Annotated in this window: 18 protein-coding genes; 14 read left to right on the top strand and 4 right to left on the bottom strand. The window is 66.9% G+C overall.

From position 1 onward, the window contains the following. The first annotated feature begins 33 nt into the window (after positions 1-33). The 4 genes from KF791_12465 (at position 34) to KF791_12450 (ending at position 4169) form a co-directional block, all read left to right on the top strand. Complete coding sequence (locus KF791_12465) at positions 34-1479, top strand: DUF1501 domain-containing protein (GenBank protein ID MBX3733396.1); 1446 nt, start codon at positions 34-36, stop codon at positions 1477-1479. Positions 1480-1630: 151 nt separating this feature from the next. Further along, entirely contained in the window at positions 1631-2704 is a 1074-nt protein-coding gene (locus KF791_12460; GenBank protein MBX3733395.1) for an HRDC domain-containing protein, read from the top strand. 105 nt (positions 2705-2809) lie between these two features. Then, positions 2810-3430, top strand: a complete 621-nt coding sequence (locus KF791_12455; protein MBX3733394.1) for a hypothetical protein — start codon at positions 2810-2812, stop codon at positions 3428-3430. Then, a complete protein-coding gene (locus KF791_12450) occupies positions 3417-4169 on the top strand; it encodes an endonuclease III domain-containing protein (protein ID MBX3733393.1) in 753 nt (250 codons plus the stop codon). Before KF791_12455 ends, KF791_12450 begins: the two co-directional genes overlap by 14 nt. Before the next feature lie 230 nt (positions 4170-4399). On the opposite strand, the gene KF791_12445 is transcribed toward KF791_12450, so the two are convergent. Continuing rightward, positions 4400-6274: a hypothetical protein gene (locus KF791_12445; GenBank protein MBX3733392.1), complete on the bottom strand. Its 1875-nt coding sequence runs from the start codon at positions 6272-6274 to the stop codon at positions 4400-4402. A gap of 126 nt (positions 6275-6400) precedes the next feature. Then, positions 6401-7252, bottom strand: coding sequence for a trypsin-like peptidase domain-containing protein (locus KF791_12440; protein MBX3733391.1), 852 nt, complete (start codon positions 7250-7252; stop codon positions 6401-6403). A 450-nt stretch (positions 7253-7702) separates the two neighbouring features. Between KF791_12440 and rpsB the strand changes: the two genes are divergently transcribed. The 7 genes from rpsB to KF791_12405 all read left to right on the top strand — a co-directional run bounded on the left by rpsB (position 7703) and on the right by KF791_12405 (position 14212). Next, a complete protein-coding gene (rpsB, locus tag KF791_12435) occupies positions 7703-8530 on the top strand; it encodes a 30S ribosomal protein S2 (GenBank protein ID MBX3733390.1) in 828 nt (275 codons plus the stop codon). 51 nt (positions 8531-8581) lie between these two features. Continuing rightward, positions 8582-9421 (top strand): translation elongation factor Ts, encoded by an 840-nt coding sequence (tsf, locus tag KF791_12430; GenBank protein MBX3733389.1) that lies wholly within the window; start codon positions 8582-8584, stop codon positions 9419-9421. A gap of 178 nt (positions 9422-9599) precedes the next feature. Continuing rightward, a complete protein-coding gene (locus KF791_12425; protein MBX3733388.1) occupies positions 9600-10784 on the top strand; it encodes a HEAT repeat domain-containing protein in 1185 nt (394 codons plus the stop codon). A 112-nt stretch (positions 10785-10896) separates the two neighbouring features. Beyond that, the gene (dnaX, locus tag KF791_12420) at positions 10897-12606 is read left to right on the top strand and encodes a DNA polymerase III subunit gamma/tau (protein MBX3733387.1); all 1710 of its coding nucleotides are present in this window, start codon (positions 10897-10899) and stop codon (positions 12604-12606) included. Positions 12607-12652: 46 nt separating this feature from the next. Continuing rightward, complete coding sequence (locus tag KF791_12415; protein ID MBX3733386.1) at positions 12653-12964, top strand: YbaB/EbfC family nucleoid-associated protein; 312 nt, start codon at positions 12653-12655, stop codon at positions 12962-12964. Positions 12965-12969: 5 nt separating this feature from the next. After that, positions 12970-13566, top strand: coding sequence for a recombination mediator RecR (gene recR, locus KF791_12410; GenBank protein MBX3733385.1), 597 nt, complete (start codon positions 12970-12972; stop codon positions 13564-13566). 10 nt (positions 13567-13576) lie between these two features. Next, positions 13577-14212 carry an HAD family phosphatase gene (locus KF791_12405; protein MBX3733384.1) on the top strand — a complete coding sequence of 212 codons (636 nt, stop codon included), beginning with the start codon at positions 13577-13579 and terminating at the stop codon, positions 14210-14212. Between the two features lie 34 nt (positions 14213-14246). On the opposite strand, the gene KF791_12400 is transcribed toward KF791_12405, so the two are convergent. Then, positions 14247-16934 (bottom strand): S8 family serine peptidase, encoded by a 2688-nt coding sequence (locus tag KF791_12400; protein ID MBX3733383.1) that lies wholly within the window; start codon positions 16932-16934, stop codon positions 14247-14249. Positions 16935-17056: 122 nt separating this feature from the next. Continuing rightward, the gene (locus tag KF791_12395; GenBank protein ID MBX3733382.1) at positions 17057-17419 is read right to left on the bottom strand and encodes an STAS/SEC14 domain-containing protein; all 363 of its coding nucleotides are present in this window, start codon (positions 17417-17419) and stop codon (positions 17057-17059) included. A gap of 269 nt (positions 17420-17688) precedes the next feature. Here KF791_12395 and KF791_12390 point away from each other — a divergent pair, with 269 nt between their 5' ends. The 3 genes from KF791_12390 to KF791_12380 all read left to right on the top strand — a co-directional run bounded on the left by KF791_12390 (position 17689) and on the right by KF791_12380 (position 20880). Continuing rightward, positions 17689-19101, top strand: a complete 1413-nt coding sequence (locus KF791_12390) for a tetratricopeptide repeat protein (protein MBX3733381.1) — start codon at positions 17689-17691, stop codon at positions 19099-19101. Positions 19102-19174: 73 nt separating this feature from the next. Continuing rightward, positions 19175-20401, top strand: coding sequence for a hypothetical protein (locus tag KF791_12385; protein ID MBX3733380.1), 1227 nt, complete (start codon positions 19175-19177; stop codon positions 20399-20401). A gap of 5 nt (positions 20402-20406) precedes the next feature. Continuing rightward, complete coding sequence (locus KF791_12380; GenBank protein MBX3733379.1) at positions 20407-20880, top strand: hypothetical protein; 474 nt, start codon at positions 20407-20409, stop codon at positions 20878-20880. The last annotated feature ends 9 nt before the right edge of the window (positions 20881-20889 follow it).

The raw sequence follows: 20889 nt of genomic DNA, 5'->3' as shown, positions 1-20889 counted from the left end.
GCCCCCACCCATGCCGAAGGAACCTTCCTCTTCATGAACCGGCCCGACACGCTTCACCGCCTTCATTCCCGCCGGGCCTTTCTGTCCCGGAGCACGACCGGTTTGGGCAGCCTGGCCCTGGCGACCCTGGTGGATCCGACCCTGCTCCCGTCGTCCCGGGCCGCATCCACCGGACGTGGGGCCCTTCCCGGGGTGCACTTCGCGCCACGGGCGCGGCGGGTCATCTACCTGTTCCAGTCCGGCGCGCCGTCCCATCTGGATCTCTTCGATCCCAAGCCGCGGCTGCGGGAGATGACCGGTCAGGAACTGCCCCCGAGCGTCCGTCAGGGACAGCGCATCACCGGCATGACCGCCGGCCAGGCCGTCCTGCGCTGCGTCGGATCCTCCCATGAATTCCAACGGTACGGCCGTTGCGGCATGGAACTGAGCAGCCTCCTGCCGCACACCGGCAGCATTTCTGACGAGATCACCCTGATCCGCTCCATGTTCACCGACCCGATCAACCATGATCCGGCGGTCACGTATTTCACGACCGGACACCAGCAGCCCGGGCGCCCCACCCTCGGGGCCTGGGTGGCGTACGGGCTGGGGAATGAGAACGAGAACCTTCCCACCTTCGTGGTGCTCACCAGCGGCAGCGGGGGTCAGGCCCTTCAAGCCCGGTACTGGGGCAACGGTTTTCTGCCCGGAAACTTCCAGGGGGTGCAGTTGCGCAGCCAGGGGGACCCGGTCCTCTACGTTTCCAACCCCCCGGGCATCTCCACCCCGGCGCGCCGCGAACTCCTCGACACCATGCAGGAATTCAACCGGCGGCAACTGGGTGCCCTGGGCGATCCGGACATTGCCACGCACATTGACAACTACGAGCTCGCGTTCCGCATGCAGGCGAGTGTTCCGGAGCTGATGGACATTGCGCAGGAGCCCCAGTCCATCCTGGACTTGTACGGGGCAACCCCCGGCAAGCCGTCGTTCGCCAACAACTGTCTTCTTGCCCGCCGCCTGGCGGAGCGCGGGGTCCGGTTCATCCAGTTGTGCCACCGCGACTGGGATCACCACGGCGGACTTCCCGAGGGCATCCAGAAGCAGACCGCCGCCACCGACCGCGGCAGTGCCGCCCTGATCCGGGACCTGAAGTTGCGGGGCCTGCTTGACGACACCCTGGTCATCTGGGCCGGAGAATTCGGCCGGACCGCCTACTCCCAGGGGGAGATCACCAAGACGAGCTTCGGACGCGACCACCATCCCCGGTGCTTCTCCATCTGGCTCGCGGGCGGCGGGATCCGACCCGGCTTCGTACTCGGACAGACCGACGACTTCGGGTACAACATCACCGACGACCCGGTGAGCGTTCATGACCTGAACGCCACCCTCCTCCATCTGCTGGGCATCGAGCACACCCGCTTCACCCACCGCTTCGAGGGCCGTGACTTCCGCCTCACCGACGTTCACGGCGAACTGGTGCGACCGATCCTGACGTGAGGCGGACCGGCCCCGTTCTGCGACCAACGCCGGTCTTGGGCGTTGCCCAAGACCCCGGTCCGCTGGCGTTGACACCACCCTTTGGCTGGCCCGGGGCATCCCTCACTTCACCCCTTGGCGACTGCGGCCCGATTGCGGATGCTCGCCCGCAGTGATCGCCACGGCTGCTGAATTGCAGGACTTTGCCGCCCGGGTGCATGCCGCCCCATGGGTGGCGGTGGACACGGAGGCTGACAGCCTTCACGCGTACCCGGAAAAGCTTTGCCTGCTCCAGGTGGCGATCCCCGGTGAGGAACAGCTGGTGGACCCGCTGGCCGACCTGCACCTCGAGCCGCTCTGGGAGGCGTTCGACCGGCACGAACTGATTCTCCATGCCGCCGACTACGACCTGCACTTGATGTTCACCGGGCATCATTTTCAGCCCACTTCCGTGTTCGACACCATGTGGGCCGCCCGGCTCCTCGGCGAGTCGCGGTTCGGCCTCAATGACGTGCTGTCCAAGTATTTGGGACTGACCCTCGAGAAGGGGTCGCAGAAGGCCAACTGGGGCCGGCGTCCGTTGACCGAGAAAATGGTGCACTACGCACTGAACGACGTCCGCCACCTGAATCCGCTCACGGAACACCTCCGAAGCCGGCTGTCCGAACTCGGACGCCTCGACTGGCACCGCCAGATCTGCCGGCGGATCATCGAGGTGGCTGCGCGGCCGAACGAAGCCGATCCCGACGAGGTCTGGCGGATCAAGGGCCACGACAAGCTGAGCGAGACCGGTCTCGCCGTCCTGAGAGCCCTGTGGCACTGGCGGGAACGGGATGCCCTGCGGACCGGACGCCCCCCCTTCTTCATCCTGAAGCACGAGGCGCTCAGCCAGATTGCCGAACAGGCCGCCACCGGCGGCATCAAGGCCGTCCGCCTGCCCGCCTACCTGACCCCGCGCCGTCGCCAGGGTGTGGTGGCGGCGATCCGGGAGGGTCTTGCGGTGCCCCCCGGGGAGCGTCCGCAACACCACCGCATCGCGACCCGCCGCATGACGCGACGCGAGCTGGATTACTCCGACGAACTACGGGATCTGCGCGACCGCCGCGCCAAGGAACTGGAACTCGATCCCACCATTATCGCCGCCAAGGGCACGCTGCTGGCGCTCGCCCGGACGGATTCCACAGAGTGGGAGCGCCTGCTGCCCTGGCAGTTGGAAATTCTGCAACCGGGACGCCGGACGCCGTGACAGGGTCCCGGCCAGCAAGGCCCGGGATATCCCGGGGAGCGCCCACCGGGAGGGTGGACGGACTCTCCGGCTGGCCACCGTCGCACCGCCGACGCCCTATTCACGATGCACGAGGTTGACCGGCTGAAATACGACGCGCTGACGCGTCAATTGGAGCGAATGCGGGCGATGCAGTACGCCTATCACCGCAAGTTCTTCACGCTGCTGCTCGTGAGTACCCTGCTCGGCGGATTCCTCCTGTTCCTGCGCACGACGGCCGCCCACACCCTGCTCGTGGCCGGACTGATTTCCACAGGGGTCTCCGCGAGCTTTCTGCTGCATTTCGCCGACTTTGCCAGGACCCACGCCCGGGCGCTGGAGCAACGGATCAACCGCCTGCTTGGGGAACGGCTGCTGATCGCATCCGACCTGGAGGCGGAATACTTCTACCCGCACGACGCCCCGCGCCCACCGGCGCCCCGTGCCGGGTGGCCCTCCACCTTCTTCAATGCCTACACCCTGCATTTCTGCCTGCTGTGGGCGGCAGGGATCGTTCTCGCCGGCTACAGGCTCTGGGAGGCCCTGATACCCCGGGATTTCCTGGGCATCGTCGCGATCCTGTTGTTGTGGGCGGCACTGAATGCCGTGTACCTGCGGCATTGGTTTCGAGGTGCCGCCCTGCATCGGATGAATCAGCAGTTGCGCGCCGCATACGAGCCGGCGACGTCGTCCGATGCCCCCTCGTGAAGGTCCGCCGCCCGTACCGATCGAGGGGCTCTACCGGCTGCTCCGGGAGCGATTTGGCCATCAGGGCTGGTGGCCCGCCGAGACGCCCCTCGAGGTCTGTGTGGGCGCCATTCTGGTGCAGAACACGGCCTGGACGGGCGCGGAGCGCGCCATTTCCCGCCTGAAACGGGCGGGAGCCCTCCGGTCGGCCCGGGCGCTGCACGCCGTGCCGGTGTCCGCGCTCGAACAGTGGATCCGTCCCGCCGGGATCTTTCGCGTAAAGGCCCATCGGCTTCGGCAGTTTCTGGACCACCTGCTGACCCGGCATGGCGGATCGGTGGACGACGCGCTGCGCGGACCGCCGGGCGTTGTCCGGGAACGATTGCTGTCCATCCCGGGAATCGGACCTGAAACAGCGGACTGCATGTTGCTGTACGCCGGCGGGCAGAGCCGCTTTGTGGTGGATGCCTATGCGCGACGGATTTTCCGACGCCACGGATGGATGGACACCGGGATGAACGACGATGTGCTCCGACTCCGCTGCGAATCTGCGGCCGCCCGGCTCAACCTCCGAAACCCCGTGGATTTCTGGCAGGACCTCCATGCACAACTCGTCGCGGTCGGAAAGGTCCACTGCCGTTCCCGGCTCGCCGACTGCACCGACTGCCCTCTCCGGCCGCTGCTCCCCCTGGGAGGGCATCCGATTGTTGATGAGCGTCCACCGAAGCGCATCAAGAGGAGCGGCGGACGGACCCGATAAGGTCTCGCATGGTTTCCCGCTGCAACGATTGTGGGCAGGACCGGATGAGAAGCGCGGGCCACCGGGGCGGGCAAAAGCGAATTGGGGGCGGTCCAGCCCCTCAGCCAGACCACCCCCAGCCGCTTGGTTTCGATCCTCTGCGCGGCCCCATCAATCTGCCGGCGGCCCATGGCGGACGCCATCCCCGAAGCGCATGATGCCAAACGACATGGCAAAGATGGTGACAAATGTCACCACGACTTTGGAACCGGCGTGAAGCTCCGGATCTGGAATCCGCGGCTCTCCCACCCGGCCGATGAGACGTTGATGCCAAAGTATTTGGAGACGCTCTCGAACGGGGGCAACGCGGAGAAGTCCGGCCACGGAGCGGTGGAGCCCGGCGATGGAGCCTTCATGCCCGGAACCAGCTTCTCCCATCCGTCCTGTCGCAACATTTCCCAGGCCCCCGCCGCGGATTCCCGCTGGTTCTGGAAGCCAAAGATGCCGGCATCCATACCCCCGACACGCTGGGCCGCCTCGCCGAGACCGGGGAGTTCCCGGAGCGGTTTGCCAGCACCCTCGACGCTCCGCAGGAACTCCTCCAGCAACGGGGCATCCGATGCAAAGGCGACATACCCGCCGACGGCCGCGATCTCCAGCGTTCGAACCGGCTGCCCCGGGACGGCCGGCAGCTTCAAGGTAAGCACCTTGCGCCCGTTGACCTCCCGCTCGCGCAGATCGTCCGGACCTCCGGGAAGCAACCCGCCAACCGACCGGATGGCCGCGAGCATCTGGTCGGCATTCACCACGCCCACCAGGGTGATGGAGGGCGGACTGGCGAGTTCTGCGGCTGATTTGCCGCGCGGCGCCTTGCGATAGCTGATCCAATCGTCCCCCAGATTGCCGAAAAACATCTTCTGAAAGTCAAACTGGGGATCGCGGTCCTTGCCCAGGGACCCCAGCGACATCGAAAGCAGGGTTCCCAACTGTGGGGACACCTGGCGAACCAGCGCCTCGACACCAGTCCACAGCCTGGCGCCGTTCAAGCGAATCCGCTGAAACTCCACCGCCTCCGCTGGAACGAACGTCGGCGGGCTCGCGTCCTTGATTTCGAAACGCAGCAACTGAAACAGCCCCTTCCTCCCGGACTCCGGAACCGCGGCCAAAAACCGCATCATCATCCCGGCTTCCGACTGGTGAACCGAGCCGGACACCGACTGCAATCCGTCAATTCCCAGCGCAGCCATCAGCTGATTGGGCTGGATGCCAAAGACCCCGCCAGATTCCCCGTCGGCATCCGCGGCCGTCATGGTGTTCAGCACGGCCCCCGCCTGCAGGTAGGCGTAACCGGTGGCATTCCGGAACTCACCGGCCGCGGCGGCGGTCTGAAACTCGGGAAGGTCACCCACCGCTGGAACCGACCCCCCGGTCAAACGCGCCACCACGCGCTCCAGTCCCTCGATCCCGGTCGCCAGGACCAGCACGGTGTCCACCTGACCAAACGTCAGCTCCCATGGTTCCGTCGGCCCGTCCTCCCCGTCCACCGCATCCCCGTCCACCGATTCATTTCCCTGATCGTCGGGCTGGGCAGAAGGCTCTTCGCCCTCGCCACCGGCGATCAGCGGGCGATCCACGAGGAGGGTCCAGAACTCGATGTCGCGGATTTTTCGGGATCGAAGCGTCCATCGCGACGCGTCCAGACGGGTGCGGATCTCCGTCAGGCGCCCGCGGAGCTCGTCCGCGCGATCCCTGGCATCCATCAGAAGCACCATGGTCGGGTCGGAATCTTCGCGGGACGGATCCCAATCCGCCCGGAGGAACGCCAGCGACAGCTGTCCCCGGACCAGGGGGGCCCAGTCCTCAAGCTTCAGTCCAAGGTCCTTGTCGGCGGCGGCAAGAAACCGCGTCCGGAAGCCCTCCTCGAACTTGTCGCGAAACGATTTCATGGCCGGGTCGTTCCAGAGGCGCCCGAAGGGCGCCGAGCCCACGGCGGCACGGGCTGCCGTCCCGTCCGGAATGGTCGCGAGGAGGAGGGTGTCCTGAGGAAACAACTGCGCCGGCTCGGGGACCGCGGCGCGGACGGCAAGGCAGAGGATCAGTGCGGTCCCGAGCAGACGACGTTTCATGGGTCGCGAAGGTTGCGGGCGCGGCAACGATGGCAAGACGATTCCATCATGGAATGGCGGCCTTGAAGGTCCTGCCCGCCCGGAACCCCGGAGTCCGGGAATGGGATTCTCCGGAACTCCAAACGTTCAGGGCGTCCGGGTTCCACCCCGGAGGGGCAACTGAACCCGGCGTGGCGGCTCCAGATAGCGGAACGGGTTGCTGGGGTTGTCGTTGTCGTAGGCGTAGGCGTCCCGGTGCTCCAGGAAGTAGCGGAGGACGGCGACCGGAATCGCAAAGCCCAACCCCTCGCCAAACGTCAGCTTCATGTTGGTCACACCGACGACCGCGCCCGCGGCGTTGAACAGCGGCCCGCCGGAATTGCCCGGATTGATCTGCGCCGTGGTCTGAAGGTACAGGTCGCCGCCCACTTCGCGCGCCGTGGTGCTGACGATCCCCTCGGTGACGGTTCGTTCCAACCCCAGGGGGCTTCCGATGGCGAACACACGGTCCCCCTGGGCCAGTGCGTCGGAATTGCCGAGCGTGACCACCTTGAAGCGCGGGGCTTCGGGATCCTCCACCTTGAGCAGGGCCAGGTCGGCGAACTTGTTCATCGCCACGATCCTCACGTCCTTGTAGCTGCGACGTTCCAACTGGCCATCCCGCTGATGATAGACTTCAACGGAAATCCGGGTCTCGCCCTCGATGACGTGGAAATTGGTCACGAAATAGCCATCCGGATGAATGAAGAAACCGCTGCCGAGGCCCCCGGGAGTCCGCACCTGAACCACCGCCTCGCCCAACCGGCCCACCAGTTCGCGCACCGGGGTCTCGACGGCACCCGGCGCCACCTCCTGGAACACCCCGCCCGCCAACCCCGGCGTCACAGACCCCTCCTGCGCTTCGGCGGGCTCCCCTTCGGCCGCAGGATTCGATTCCGGTCGGACGATCTCGAGCACGGAGGACTTCGGCACCGCGATCACCGTGTACCCGATGTCCACATACAGGGTGTCCGGCTTGTCGGACAGGATCCTGCCGGAAATCACGGCGTCATCCTTGAGCCTCACCGTGTCCCCCAAAGGTGCCATCGGCAGAAGAAAAGTTCCTGCCAGGAGGATCGGCACCAGGAGAGGTCTCACGCGGGCAAATGATACCGGCGACCCGAAGTTCCGGCAAGCCGCTCACGCAACCGCTCAGGCGGCCTGGAGCCGCCCAACGCGACGGCCCGGGCTTCCCATTTTTCCCAAGATTCGCATTGCCCTTGGGATCGTTCACCGCAAGCCTCCCGTTTCGGTCCCGGCCCGCCGGAACCGGACATCACGGCCTGAAACGTTCCTGGCGCGACCGCGTCGGGCGGCCACAACAACATCCAATTGAATCCGGGATTCCCACCGGATGGCCCTCATCGGCGCTCCGCCATGATGGGTCCAAAATCAGGGAACGCAGTCATTATGATCAGCATCGGAGTCAAGGAACTGTTGGAGGCCGGGGTCCACTTCGGGCACCAGACCCGCCGTTGGAACCCCAAGATGAAGCCCTTCATCTTCGAGGCGAGAAACGGCATTCACGTCATTGACCTCAGCAAGTCCCTTCCCCAGCTCGAAGCCGCCTGCACCTACCTCGCACAGACGGCGGGCAAGGGCGGCCAGATTCTCTTTGTCGGCACCAAAAAGCAGGCCCAGGAGGCGGTCAAGGAGGCGGCAAAGGCCTGCGGACAGCCCTACGTCACCGGCCGCTGGCTCGGCGGCACCCTGACCAACCTGCGCACCCTCAAACGCTCCCTGAAGCGAATGAAGGACATCGAGCGGATGGAAGCCGACGGCTCGATCAACGAGTACGTGAAGCAGGAGCAGTCCATGATCCGGCGGGAGCACATCCGCTTCGTCAAGAACCTGGACGGACTTCGCGATCTCGAGGCCCTTCCGGACGTGATGTTCGTCGTGGACATCAAACGCGAGCACAACGCCGTCGCCGAGGCCCGGCGCCTCCGGATACCGATCGTGGCCATCGTGGACACCAACTGCGACCCCGACCTGGTGGATTATCCGATCGCCGGCAACGACGATGCGATCCGCTCCGTGAAGCTCATCCTCACCACCATTGTGACCGCGGTCAGCCAGGCCCGGGCGGAGCTTGAGGCGCGTCGTTCCCGGAAGGTCGGCGACCCGACCGATCGCGAAGCCGCCAAACCGGAGGGCGCCCCTGAACCGGCGCCGCTGCCGGCGGCGGAGCCCCCCCAGGCGACCCCTCCGGCAGACAGCCCGGTCGCGACCGCCTGAGGCCGGATTGCCCGCCACCATTTCCCCACAACGAATCAACCGACTTTCTCAATGGCTGACATTACGCCCGCACTCGTCGGAAAGCTGCGTGAAATGACCAATGCCGGTCTCATGGACTGCAAGAACGCCCTGGTGGAGTCTGCGGGCGATCTCTCCGCGGCCGTGGACATCCTCCGCAGGAAGGGTCAGGCCAGTGCCGCAAAAAAGGCGGGACGCGAGGCCAAGGAGGGACTGGTTGCCCAGGCGGTCACGGCCAACGGGCGCCTCGGAGCCCTTGTCGAAGTCAATTGCGAAACGGATTTCGTGGCGCGGAACGAGAGTTTCAAGGCCTTCTGCAACGAACTGGCGGCGAAGGCTGCTGCGAGCGCGGCTCCGGACCTTGAGCCCGACCGCGTGGCGGCAGTGGCCCGCATCGGCGAGAACATCCAGATCCGCCGCTTTCAGCGCCTCGAGGTCGCCGGGAACGGACTGCTCGCGGCGTACATCCACCTCGGCGGCAAGATCGGGGTGCTGGTCGAGGTGGGGTCCGGGAAGCCCGAGACCGTGAACACCGAGGAGTTCCGCCAATTGGTGCGGGACATCACCATGCAGATCACCGCCGCCAGTCCAGGCTACGTCAGCCGTGAGGAGGTCCCGGCAGAGGTGCTCCAGAAGGAGGACGACATCGCCCGCAACTCGGATGCACTCAAGGGCAAACCGGCCGCGGCGATGGAAGGCATCCTCAAGGGCAAGCGCGACAAGTTCCTGCAGGGCGTCTGCCTTCTCGAGCAGGGCTTCGTCAAGAACCCGGACCTCACGGTAAAAGCCCACGTGGCTTCCGTGGCCAAGGGGCTCGGAGACACGGTGGAGATCCGGCGATTCCTCAGGTTCCAGGTGGGCGAGGCGGTCTGATCCATCCCCGGCACCTGAAGTCAGCGCCGCCTCCCTCCGGGAGGCGGCGTTTTTTTGCCCAGGACGCCCCACGCCCCGACGGTTGACTGTAACCCGAACGTCTCCGGACGCGTCCACACCGTTGAACCGCCTCCCGCTCTCCCGTTCGCGTTCCCGAGGCCGGTGGTTCCTTCAATTTATGCGCCCCCTGCCACTTGCCGCCCTGGTGCTGGTTGCCGTCGTCACCGTTGGCGCGTCGGTGCTCCAGCACCGTCGTGTGAGCCGTCTCACCCTGGAGCTGGCCGATTTGCGGGCCCAACTTTCCGAAGTTCCTGGAGCCACCCCGGCGTCCGCCCGCCCCATCCCCATGCCAGCCGCGCCGGCAAGGTCCATGGCGCGGTCCAGTCTGGATGCCGGTGATCCGTCACTCTCCCGTCGGCTCGACGCCATCGAGGATCTGCTGGCAAGTCTCTCCGCGGCCAACGAGCATCTCATGGATCGCGGGCAGCTGCCTCTGAGCGCCGAAAAGACGGCGCAGCTGCTCGCCAGGCTGTCGGATCCGACACTCGCCGACCGGGATCGTCTGCAGGCGCTTCGACTGCTCCGTCGGAATGACAGCCTCGACGACGGCGCCCTGCAGGTTTCCCTGCAATGGCTCAACGACGCTTCCGATACCGGGACCCGTACCCGTCTGGTGCAGCAGCTCGCCGGACTCACCAACGCCGTCCTCAAGGCGCCGCTGCTCGCACTGGCCGCCGGGGACCCCAGCACCGAGGTCCGGCAGCAGGCGGTCACGGGCCTCCGTAAATTCCTCGAGGACCCGCAGGTGGAAGCGCAGCTGTGGAGCGTCCTCACGTCCGAGTCCGAGGCGGGCATCCGCCGCGAGGCCCGCAATGCCCTGATGGAAGGGCCGTTCAACGAGTCCCGGGTCGCGTCGCTGCGGCAGCGGGCCTCGGAGACCACGGGGTCCCTCGAAGAACGGACACTTGCGTGGCAGGCGCTCCGGAAGTCCGGAATTGACGCGCCCGAGGTGACCTCGGCGCTGGCCCAGCTCGCGATGTCGCCCATGGAGACCCGGGACCGGCTGCGCCTGTTCGAAACCTTCAACCAGGCCAGCGACCCCGCATTTGTCGCGCCGCTCGTCAACGGACTTCAGGATCCCAATCCGACGGTGCGGGCTCGCGCCGCCGACGCGCTCTCCGATTACCGCGCGGAGCCGGTCGTCGAGGAATGGTACCGATACCTCGCCGAGAATGACGCCGATCCCGGCGTCCGTCGCCAGGCGCTCCGTGTGCTGAACCAGGAATCCGCGAACGACCGGGCGCGAAACATGATGCAGCGGATGCGTCCGGGCCAGGCCCCAAGGGACCGGGGTCGTCCCTGACCCTCGCCCATCCCGGACCACCCCCTCGATCCGACGGGTGGCGGGCTCTGTGGAAGAACAGGCTCGCGTCGGTCTCCGGGGCCCCCATGATTTCCCGGGTTCGTCGCCTGGAATGAGCTACCTCGTCATTGCCCGAAAGTACCGGCCGCAGCGGTTCGCCGATGTGGTGGGCCAGGAGCACGTCACCACGACGCTGATGAATGCGATCCGCTCGGGGCGCATCGCGCACGCGTATCTCTTCTGCGGGCCGCGCGGCACCGGCAAGACGACCCTCGCACGCATCGTCGCCAAGGCGCTGAATGCGACCGACGGGCCCCGGACCGAATGGGACGAGGCGGACCCGAGGGTCCGGGAGATCACCGAGGGACGCTCCCTGGACGTCCTGGAGATTGACGGGGCCTCCAACAACGGTGTCGAAGCCGTTCGCGAGCTCCGGGAGACCGCCCGGTTCGCGCCCGCGGCGGCCCGATTCAAGATCTACATCATTGACGAGGTCCACATGCTGACGACCGGCGCGTTCAACGCTCTCCTCAAGACCCTGGAGGAGCCGCCGGCCCACGTGAAGTTTCTCTTCGCCACCACGGATCCCGAAAAGGTGCTGCCCACCATCCTCAGCCGCTGCCAGCGGTTCGATCTCCGAAGGATCCCGTCGCCGCTGATCGTCAGCCACCTTTCGCGGATCGCCGCGGCGGAGGGGGTGCAGGTGGAGGATGCCGCCCTTCACGCCATTGCCCGCGGGGCCGAAGGCGGCATGCGCGATGCCCAGTCCACGCTCGACCAACTCATCAGTTTCTGTGGCACCTCCATCACCGAATCGGACGTGCTCTCCATGTTCGGCCTCGCCTCACGCAGCCAGCTGCTGGCCCTGAGCGATGCCCTCCTGGGCGGCGAAGTGGCCACGGCGCTGCGGTTGCTCGACGAACTCGCGCGGAACGGAAAGGACCTTGGTCGCCTGCTCGGGGACCTCCTGCTCCACTTTCGGAATTTGATGCTCTGCCGGCTGGGTGGTGACGACCGGGATCTGGTGGAGGTGAGCGACGCGGAATGGGTCGCCTTGCAACGCCAAAGCCCGGGAACATCGGCGGAGTCCGTGGGACGGATCCTGGAGGTGCTCACCGCGGCTGAAGGACGCCTGCGGGAGGCTCCCTCCAAACGGATCTTTCTTGAAGTCACCCTGCTGAAAGCGGTCCACGCGCGTCAGGCCGTCAGCCTCGACACCGTGCTCAGCCAGCTTCGAAGGCTGCGGGACGAATCCTCAGGTCCCCAGGATGCCGACCCCAAGGCCGCCCCGCCCCGCCCGGCCAGGCCTCCGGAGGCCGCCGAGCCGCCCAGCCCCCCGGCAGCAGTCCCCGCAACACCCCCCGCCATCGGTGTGCCCCTGACTGCGATCACGCTGTGGGATGCGCTGCACGCCTCGATGGAACGTTCGGACCGGATGCTCTGGACGTTCCTGCAGAATGCCCGGGCTCTGACCCTGGAGAATGGCCAACTGCGGGTCGAGGTGCCTGCGGATGCGTTGGCCCTCGTCGCCGTGCCTCGTGTGATCGCCCAACTCAAGCAACGCGCCCGGGATCTCGGCGCCGCCGATCTCAGTCTCGCATTTGTTCCGGCACCAATCGAAGCCGCTCCGGCACCCCCGCCACCCGAAAAACCAGGAATTCCGGGCGCGCCACCACCCGAGGCGCCCGCGAAGGCGACCCGGGCCCAGCCGCAGGTCCTCAACCGGGAGGATTTCCTGAACGACCCCTTGATCCGCGAGGCCATGGAGGTGTTTCGCGCCCAACTGGTCGAGGTGCGGGCGCCATCGGAGAGCCCTTCTTGACGCCCGCAACCCACTCCAGTTTAGCTCAACCTCAACAGAACGTTCCATGTCCAGCATCGGAAAACTCATGCGCCAGGCCACCCGCATCCAGCAGCAGATGGAGCAGGTGCAGCAGGAACTCGCAGCAAAGACCGTCGAAGGCACCGCCGGGGGCGGCACGGTGCGGGTCGTCGCCCGCTGCGATCAGTCCATCGCCTCGATCACCATCGCCCCGGCGGCGGTCAATCCGTCCGACGTCGCCTTCCTTGAGGAACTTATCGTCACCGCGGCCAATCAGGCACTGTCCTCGGCCCGGGAGATTTCCACGAAGGAAATCAACGCGGTCACCCAGGGAATCAGCATTCCCGGATTGATGTGACCCCGCTGCCTGCCCCGGTCGCCGAACTGGCCGCAGCCCTCGCTCACCTGCCCGGAATCGGCCCCCGCTCCGCCGAACGCCTCGCGTTGCACCTGGTTCAAAGCGACCCGGCGGCGGTCCGCGTCCTGGCAGAAACGCTGATCCGGGCCCGGGAGGTCATCGCCCCGTGCGGCATTTGCGGCGCACTCTCCGAGGGAACCGCCTGCAGGTGGTGCGGCGAACCGGGCCGCGACACCACCACGATCTGCGTGGTGGAAGTGCCGCTGGATGTCCTCCGGCTGGAGAAGTCCGGGACCTTTCGTGGACGCTATCACGTCCTTGGTGGGCGCTTGAGCCCGCTCAGCGGGGTCGGACCGGAGGATCTGCGCATTGAGGCGCTGGAACGTCGCCTGCAGCTGGAGCCGGTCCGGGAGGTCCTCCTCGCCCTGGGCAGCGATGTCGAGGGGGACGCGACGGCCAGCTATCTGTCCGGCCGGCTCGCCGGGCGCGGACTGCGCATCACGCGTCTCGCCCTGGGACTGCCCGCGGGCGGCGGCCTCGAATTCGCCGACGAGCTGACATTGCGGCACGCCATTGAGGGCCGCCGCGACATCCCCGCCTAGGCACGCTCCGATGCATCCCAAAGCCCAACCCATCCATCGCCTGCCGAGGGCGGTGGTGTTCGACCTCGGCAAGGTGCTGCTCGAATTCGACTACCGGATCGCCGCCAGGGCCCTTGCTGCAGACAGCGACCTGGACGCGGATGCCATTCTTGAAATTCTCGACCAGAGCCCCCTGCTCCACCGCTACGAACGCGGAGCACTGGATTCCAGGGCCTTTGAACGGGAAGTCCGGGAACGCACCGGGTATCGCGGAACGACGGACGCGTTTGGAAGGGCGTTTGCCGACATCTTCACCGAGGTGGCCGCAATGACCGGGGTACTGGACGAACTGCGGCGGATTCGCGTGCCCGCCTTCCTGTTTTCCAACACGAACGAACTGGCCGTGCGCCATATCCAGTCGAATTTCAAGTTCTTCGAAGCGTTCGAGCGGCGGGTGCTGAGCTACGAGGTGGGTGCAATGAAGCCCGACACCCGGGCCTACGAGGCGGTCGAGTCGGTCACCGGGCTTCAGGGCGCGGACCTGATCTTCCTGGATGACCGGGCCGACAATATCGCGGGTGCCGAGCGACGCGGATGGCAGGTGATCCTCCATGAATGCCCGGATCGTTCCCGCGACGAGCTCCGGCGACGGTTCGCGCTCGGTTGATTGCCCTCCGCATCCTCCGCGGTTCAGCCCCGATTCAGGGGGCCACCTCAGGGAGCACCTGGAACATGCCGCGGTGTTCGAACGGCAGAGGAACAAAAGCCGGGGTGACGGGATGGCGACCGTCCACCTCCAGTTCCCAAGTCCAGGGTCCCAGGTCCTCCGATCCACGAAGCCGGTACGGGATGTCGTCGCGCCCATCCCAACTGATCCGGAGCACATCGGGACTGAAGAAGCCGATGTCCGGGCCCGTGGGTTCCGGCGGCCGGATGGGGTCGGTGCCCAGCAGCATTTCCCTGAGCACGCTGGCACCATCGCCGTCGGGATCATCGCCTGGCCCGTACGCCAGGGTGCCCAACCGGCTCCGCTCCCATGCGTCATCCAGCCCGTCACCGTCGTCGTCCTCGATGGGAATGCCACGGAGGATCAAGGCCGCATCCAGCAGATTTCCAACGCCCTCTCCCGGGGCCTGATCCGTCACACGGAGTTCCCACTGCCCGACGCTGGGTTCGAAGTGGTGCTGGACGCTCCAGTAGGTCCAGTCGTGCGGACCAGGCCCCGTATCGGCGTTGTAGCGTTGCAGCACACTCACGGTCCCGGCAGGGGACCGCAGGGTCACGCGCAGATCGCCGCGTCCGGAATGGTCGGTCCGCAACCGCAACCCGACCGCCTCACACTGAAGCGCCTGGGACACCACGAACGTGCGACTCGCGCCGGCCAGATGCAGGCGGGCCCGGCGATTGGGCTCACCGGCCAGCGACGATCGAAGCGCCAGCCCGTCGGATCGTCGCAGGAAGATTCCGGGTATGGATGCCGCATCCACCCCGGCCAAAACGCACAACTGATCCCCCCCCGGACACGTCCCGCCCGGCACGGATTCCGCATCCGCATTGTACACGATTGCGAACGCCGCTCCGAACGCGGCGGCACGATTCAACTTGTCCAGGAATGGAGCGCCCCCGCGCTCGATCAGTACTCCATGACCCTCCAGCCGGCCGGGGGGATCCTCAAGGGCCGGTCCGAGATCTACAACGGGCAGCCATTCGGTGGACACCTCGGGATGGACGCCCGTCCCCGGGAGCCCGGAAATCAGGATCGGTTCCCCGCCCACGGACGCCGGTTCGAGTTCGACCCGGAATCCTCCGTCGGGAATCGCGTCCGTCCCGTTGGCTTCCACGAGGACTTCGACCGGCGGCGGCCGGTTTGACCAGGATCTGGCGACGCGGACCGCATCGGCGGCATCCACGAGGCCGAATCCCAGGTCATGACTGAACCGGAGTCCTGCCCCGGTGATGGCCACTCCCGGCGCCGTGGGATGGGGCTGCCGGGCTGAGATCAGGAGGACCTGTTGAACATCCCGGGCCGTCAACTCCGGGTTGACGGAGAGCACCAGAGCGGCCGTGCCGCTCACGAGCGGTGCCGCTGCCGAGGTCCCCGTGAATCCGAGCCCCCCCCAGCGGTAGTCAGAGAGATGCTCAAAGGGCGGGAAGAAACTCACGAAATTGGCGCCCGCGGTCCCTTGCAGATCCGTGGTGAACAGCCCGCCCTCATCGCGATCCCCGGCGGGTGCTGCGACGAGCACGCAGGCACCCGGCTCCGAAAAGCTCGACACGCGTCCGTCCCGCCGGGCGGCGGCCACACAGACCACCCTCGGATCATTGGCGAATCCGTCGTCACCCGCCTGGGCGCCGTTGGCGCGCTCATTGCCGGCGCCGCGAACCAGAACCACGCCCCGCCCGCCCCGCCCGTCACGCCACGCGGCTTCAATCCCGGCATCCTCAAGGATGGATGGACCACGCTGCCGGACACCCGAGGGCCCCCAACTGTGGTTCTGTACGGCGACGCTCTCGGGCGCATGCCGGAACACGTCTCCAAGCCGCTCGTCGGTCACCGTCTGGCCGCGGGAATTCCAGATCACCCAACTGGCAACCGCCGCCCCCGGGGCAATGCCGGACATTCCCAGACCATTGTTGGCTGCCGCGGCGATCAGCCCCGCAGCCGAAGTGCCATGGGCTCCGAGTCCACCGGAGAGCACGGCCGAACCGTCAGGCGCTCCCAGGTCGAAGTTGAAATGCGGGGCGCCCGACAGGGAAGCCATGAGGTCCGGGTGATCCAGTTCCACCCCGGTATCCGCCACAGCCACGATGATGCCGGCACCCCGTGTGGTGGCCCACGCCGATCGCACGTTGAGGTCCGGTCCCAACGCCGCACCCGTCTCCGGATCGCGGTTCTCCAGGTACCACTGTCCGTCCACGTTGGCGACGCGGGCCCGGAAAAATTCATCGTTGGGAGCCGGTGCGTAGGCATCCTGAAGCGTCCAGGGCGGATGTGCCACCGGATGCACCGCAATGACACCCGGATGGTGCGCCCACAGGGCGGCCATCCGCCACGCCTCCAGAGCATCAGGGGCTTCCACCACATGACACCCCGAACCGGGGGACCGGTCCGCCGTGACCGAAGTTCCTTCGAGCAGCGACTCCAGGGAAACCCCGGCATCCAGGCGCAGCGCAATTCTACGGGTGAAAATCCAACGCTCGGCAGGCGCATCCCCGGGATGCGCCACCAGCACCTGGGACCGCGGGGCGCCGGCGGTCCGAACCCCGGCGGATGCAGCCGCCTCCATGGTGAACTGCATCGGCAGCGGCATTCGGAACAACGCGACCTCCCGGGCCGCAGCCGCTCCCATGCCCCACGCCAGCGCGCCCAGGATCCAGCACCCTCTCATGCGGGAGTCTAGCGAACTTCCCCGCCACCCGCGAATGACGGCATCCACCGATCTTTCGGCAGTCCCGGTGGGCCCGGCGTCCCTCCATGGGTCGCGGCTTCAAGCAGCCGCTCGGAGCCGTCTCAGGCGGCGGTGATCCACTGGCGGGCTTCGTCCAGTTTCGAGGCATCGAAGTAGCGGACCGACGCCTTCGTGAACGGCTTGCAGAAGGCGGCCATTCCCTGCTCCCACTTTGATTCACCGACCAGCGCCAGACGCTCAATGTCCTTCCAGTGCGCCAGATCAAACTTCAGGTCCTCCCAAAGCGCCCCAAGGGTCCATCCGTGAAAATCATGCATGACCAAGAGGACGCGGATCCTGCCATGCGCGCGAATGAGGGCATCCACCCTGGGCGCAAAAGCCTCGTAGAACTCCCGGGTCAGCTTCCCGCTGACACGAACTTCCAACTGGTTTCCCGACTCGGTGATTTCAATGTGATCAGTCATGGCGGCAATGATGTCCGGCCTGCATAGCGCAATCACCGGGGAATTGCCACGAGGGAATCCCGCACGGTGCGACGACCGCAAAGGGGTGCACGCGCAATGAACCGCCGCCAACCGCGGCTTGGTGCGCGGCCCGTCCGGGTGCAGGATGGGCCCATGCGCGGATGCGCATGGCTCACGTCGCTCCCGCTGGCACGGGCCCCCATGTCCCGCCGGAGAAGATCTCCGCCGGTACAGGCCCGGGTTGCGGCGCAACAACGCCCCCCGACGACATGATTGAGGGACTCCTGGGCACCGGCGTCGCCGTGGTGATTGTCGCCCGCATGGCCATCGGGGTCCGGGAGTACTGGTCGCGTTGTCCCGGATCCGGGTGGCTCAAGGGCGAGGCAACTTTCCGGAGGTGGTTGATGCGCGGGCTGGGAGCCCCCGCACTCCTCTGGTTCCTCTGGCACTTCCTTGCCCTGTTCGCGGGCAGCCGCGGCGTATCCCCCCTCGTGACTCCCGTTGCCGGCGGCAAATGGCCCTCGTTCCTGCTCGGATCCGCAGCGTTCCTGGTGGCCGCGGGCCTTCTTTGGACGGTGGTCTCCTTGGCCTGGATGCTTCCCACGACGATTTCCGGAATCCGTCGGATCGCGGCCTTCCGCTTGCGAGCCCTGGTCCAGGTCGGCCTGGTGGTGCCGGTCGTTGTGTGGGCCGCAGCCCGCGAGTCCTGGCCGCTGCTGATCCTCGTGCCGGCAGTCGGACTCTGGTGGTTGACCCGGACGGCGCTTCGGTTCGTCCATGTGCCGCATGTCAGCTACCTCCGGGCCGTGGCGCGGATCAAGTTCGGCCGGTACGCGGACGCCGAACAGGAAATCCTCCGGCAACTGGAGGAGAAGGAGGACGACTACCAGGGCTGGATGCTCCTCGCGGCCCTTTATGCGGAACAGTTCAACGATCTGGCCGGCGCGGAGCAGACCATCCGCGACCTGACCAGCCAGCCGGACCTCACGGCGTACCAGGTTGCCCATGCATTCAACCGGCTCGCCGAATGGCAACTGCATCGCGGCGGCAATCCGCAGGCCGCGCGGGAGGCGTTGGAGGAAGTCGAGCGTCGCTGCCCCGGCACCCCTTTCGCCCAGGTGGCCGCCCACCGGCTGCGCGAGTTGCCCCTGGACGAGGCGGAATATCGTGAGCAATCGGAACCGCGAAGGCTCAGACTGCCCGCACTCAGCGGTCCCATCGCCGCGGCAACGCCGGATCCCGATCCCGTCTCGCGACTCGATGCCCGCAATGAGGCGGCCCGCCTCGAAAGCCGCCTGCTGCGCCGACCGGACGACGTCGAAACCCGGGAACGACTCGCGCGATTGCTCGCCGAGCGCCTCGGTCAGGTGGAAGACGCTGTCGCGCAGCTTGTGATCCTCAGGCGCCGGCCCGACGCGCCGGCCCTTCGCCGCGCCGAATGGCTCGCCTTGGAGGCCTCCTGGGAGCTTCGCATCCGGGGTCGCGAACAACGGGCAAGAACCTTGCTCGAGCAGCTCCTGCGGGAACATCCGGACACCCCTCAATCCCTGGCGGCGCGCCGTCAACTGGAGCTGCTGGACCGTGCCGCCGAGGTTGCCGCGGCCCCGGCAGTGCTCCCGGAACCGCGGCAGATCCGGATCGTGCTCCGCGACCACGACACCCCGCCCCCTCCCGGACCCTGAAGTCCCGGTGGAACCGGCGGTTGCGTGATGTTGGCCCGGCGCCTTAGCGTGTCCTCGATGCGTGACCGGTGACATGTCGCTCTCCATCTCCAACCATCCGATACTTTGGATGCTGGCCGCGTTCCTGGCCGGCGTGCTCGCGGAATGGATCCTGGAAATCTTTTTTTTCAGGCAGCGCCTTTTTGACGCTGAAAGCCGGGCACGGCGGCGCGGGGAGGAACTCGACTCCGAACGTTTCGTCCACGGCCGGACGCAGGCCGATCTGAGGGGCCGCACCCAGGAGCTGGAAGCTTCCCTGAGAGCCAAGTTGGCAGTGGAATCGCGGCTCGAGGAAACCCGGGGACGGCTGGAAGTCGCCGAGACGTCCCTCGAGACCTTACGGACGCGCGAGGCATCTGCCATCGGAGCGCGGGAGCGGATCGAGCGGGAACTCGAGGACATGCGGTCGGAGCTTGGGCAGGAACGTTCCCACCGGGTGGAGGCCGCGCTTGAGACGGAGGCGCTGCGAGCCGGACTGCGCACCGCTGAGGATGCCGCGGCTGGCGTCCGTACTCACCTCGGCCAGTTGATCCCCGAACTGGACGCCGCCCGACTTCGGATTGCGGCCCTGGACCAGGAGCGGGACACGTTAACGACGCTCGCGAATCGTCAGGCCGGCAGCCTCGACGCGGCAAGGAAGGAGCAGGTCCGGGTGGCGGAGCAGCTTGCCAGTGCCCTGGAAGATCTCGCGACGGCGCGGGCCCGGACCGAACAGGTGGAGCGCCGAACCTCAGAACTTGAGACCGAGCTGTCTCAACTCCACGAACGGCTGGCCCGGGCCACAAATACAGGTGCCGCCGCCGAACAGAAGCTCAAAGCCCGCAGCGAAGAGGTCCGGGCATTGTCCGCCCAGCTCGGCGAAGCGACCGAGGCCCTGGCCGCCCTCAGGTCCCGCTGCGCCCACGCCGAAGCCAGTCTTGAGGCTGCGGCCGCAACCCGGACGAGTCTGGAAAAGGAACTGGAGGCCGCGACCGCGGCGGGACGTCCGGACGCCTCGGAATTGGTGGAGCTCCACGAAACCCTCGCGGCGGAACGTCGGGAAGCGGCCTCCTGGCGAAACAAGGTCGAGGAGGTCGAGGCCGAACTGCTGGCCAAGACGCGCGCTCACCAGGAACTTTCTGAGCGTCTGCGGCGTGCCCGGCCGGCCCGGCCGGCACCCGGGAACGCGGCAGAGCTGACCTTGGAATTGGAGGCCATGACGCGCGAGCGCAACGAGCTCGCCGCAGAACTCGCGGCACTGCGCGCCCGCACGCCCCGTTGAAGCCCATGCCGACCTTCCAGGCACGCCCCCGCTACTGGATCGCCGGATACGATACGGCACACCTCGCCGTGCCGGCTCTGCTTGGGTTGATCGGAGTCCTCCTTGGGACGGCGCCAGCGCCGACGGGAGGTCGCACACGGGTTCCCACACCCGACCTGCCCCAGTCCACACAGGGGCCGCTGATCCTCTCCCCGACTTCCATGGCGATCCTCACTGCGGCCGAGTTGAAACTCGTCGAAGGCTTGGGACCACCCGGTGCCGATGTCCGCCTGATCTGGTACGATCGGCCGTTTGGGCCGTCCACGCGCATCGGCTCCGACGGCCGCTGGAGCTTTGCCGTTGGAAGCTTTCCCGAAGGCCGACATGCACTCCGCGCCGTCATTCGATGGCAGGGGAGCCTCGCCACATCACCCCCGGCCATCATCACCATCCGTCCGGAACACGGAGCCCCCGGGTCAGGCCAGAAGCGGCAGCGCTGACCCGCAATT

This window comes from Verrucomicrobiia bacterium (assembly GCA_019634635.1).
Classification (GTDB): domain Bacteria; phylum Verrucomicrobiota; class Verrucomicrobiia; order Limisphaerales; family UBA9464; genus UBA9464.
Note: the sequence above shows the minus strand (reverse complement) of the source record. Positions and strands in the feature narration are given on the sequence as shown.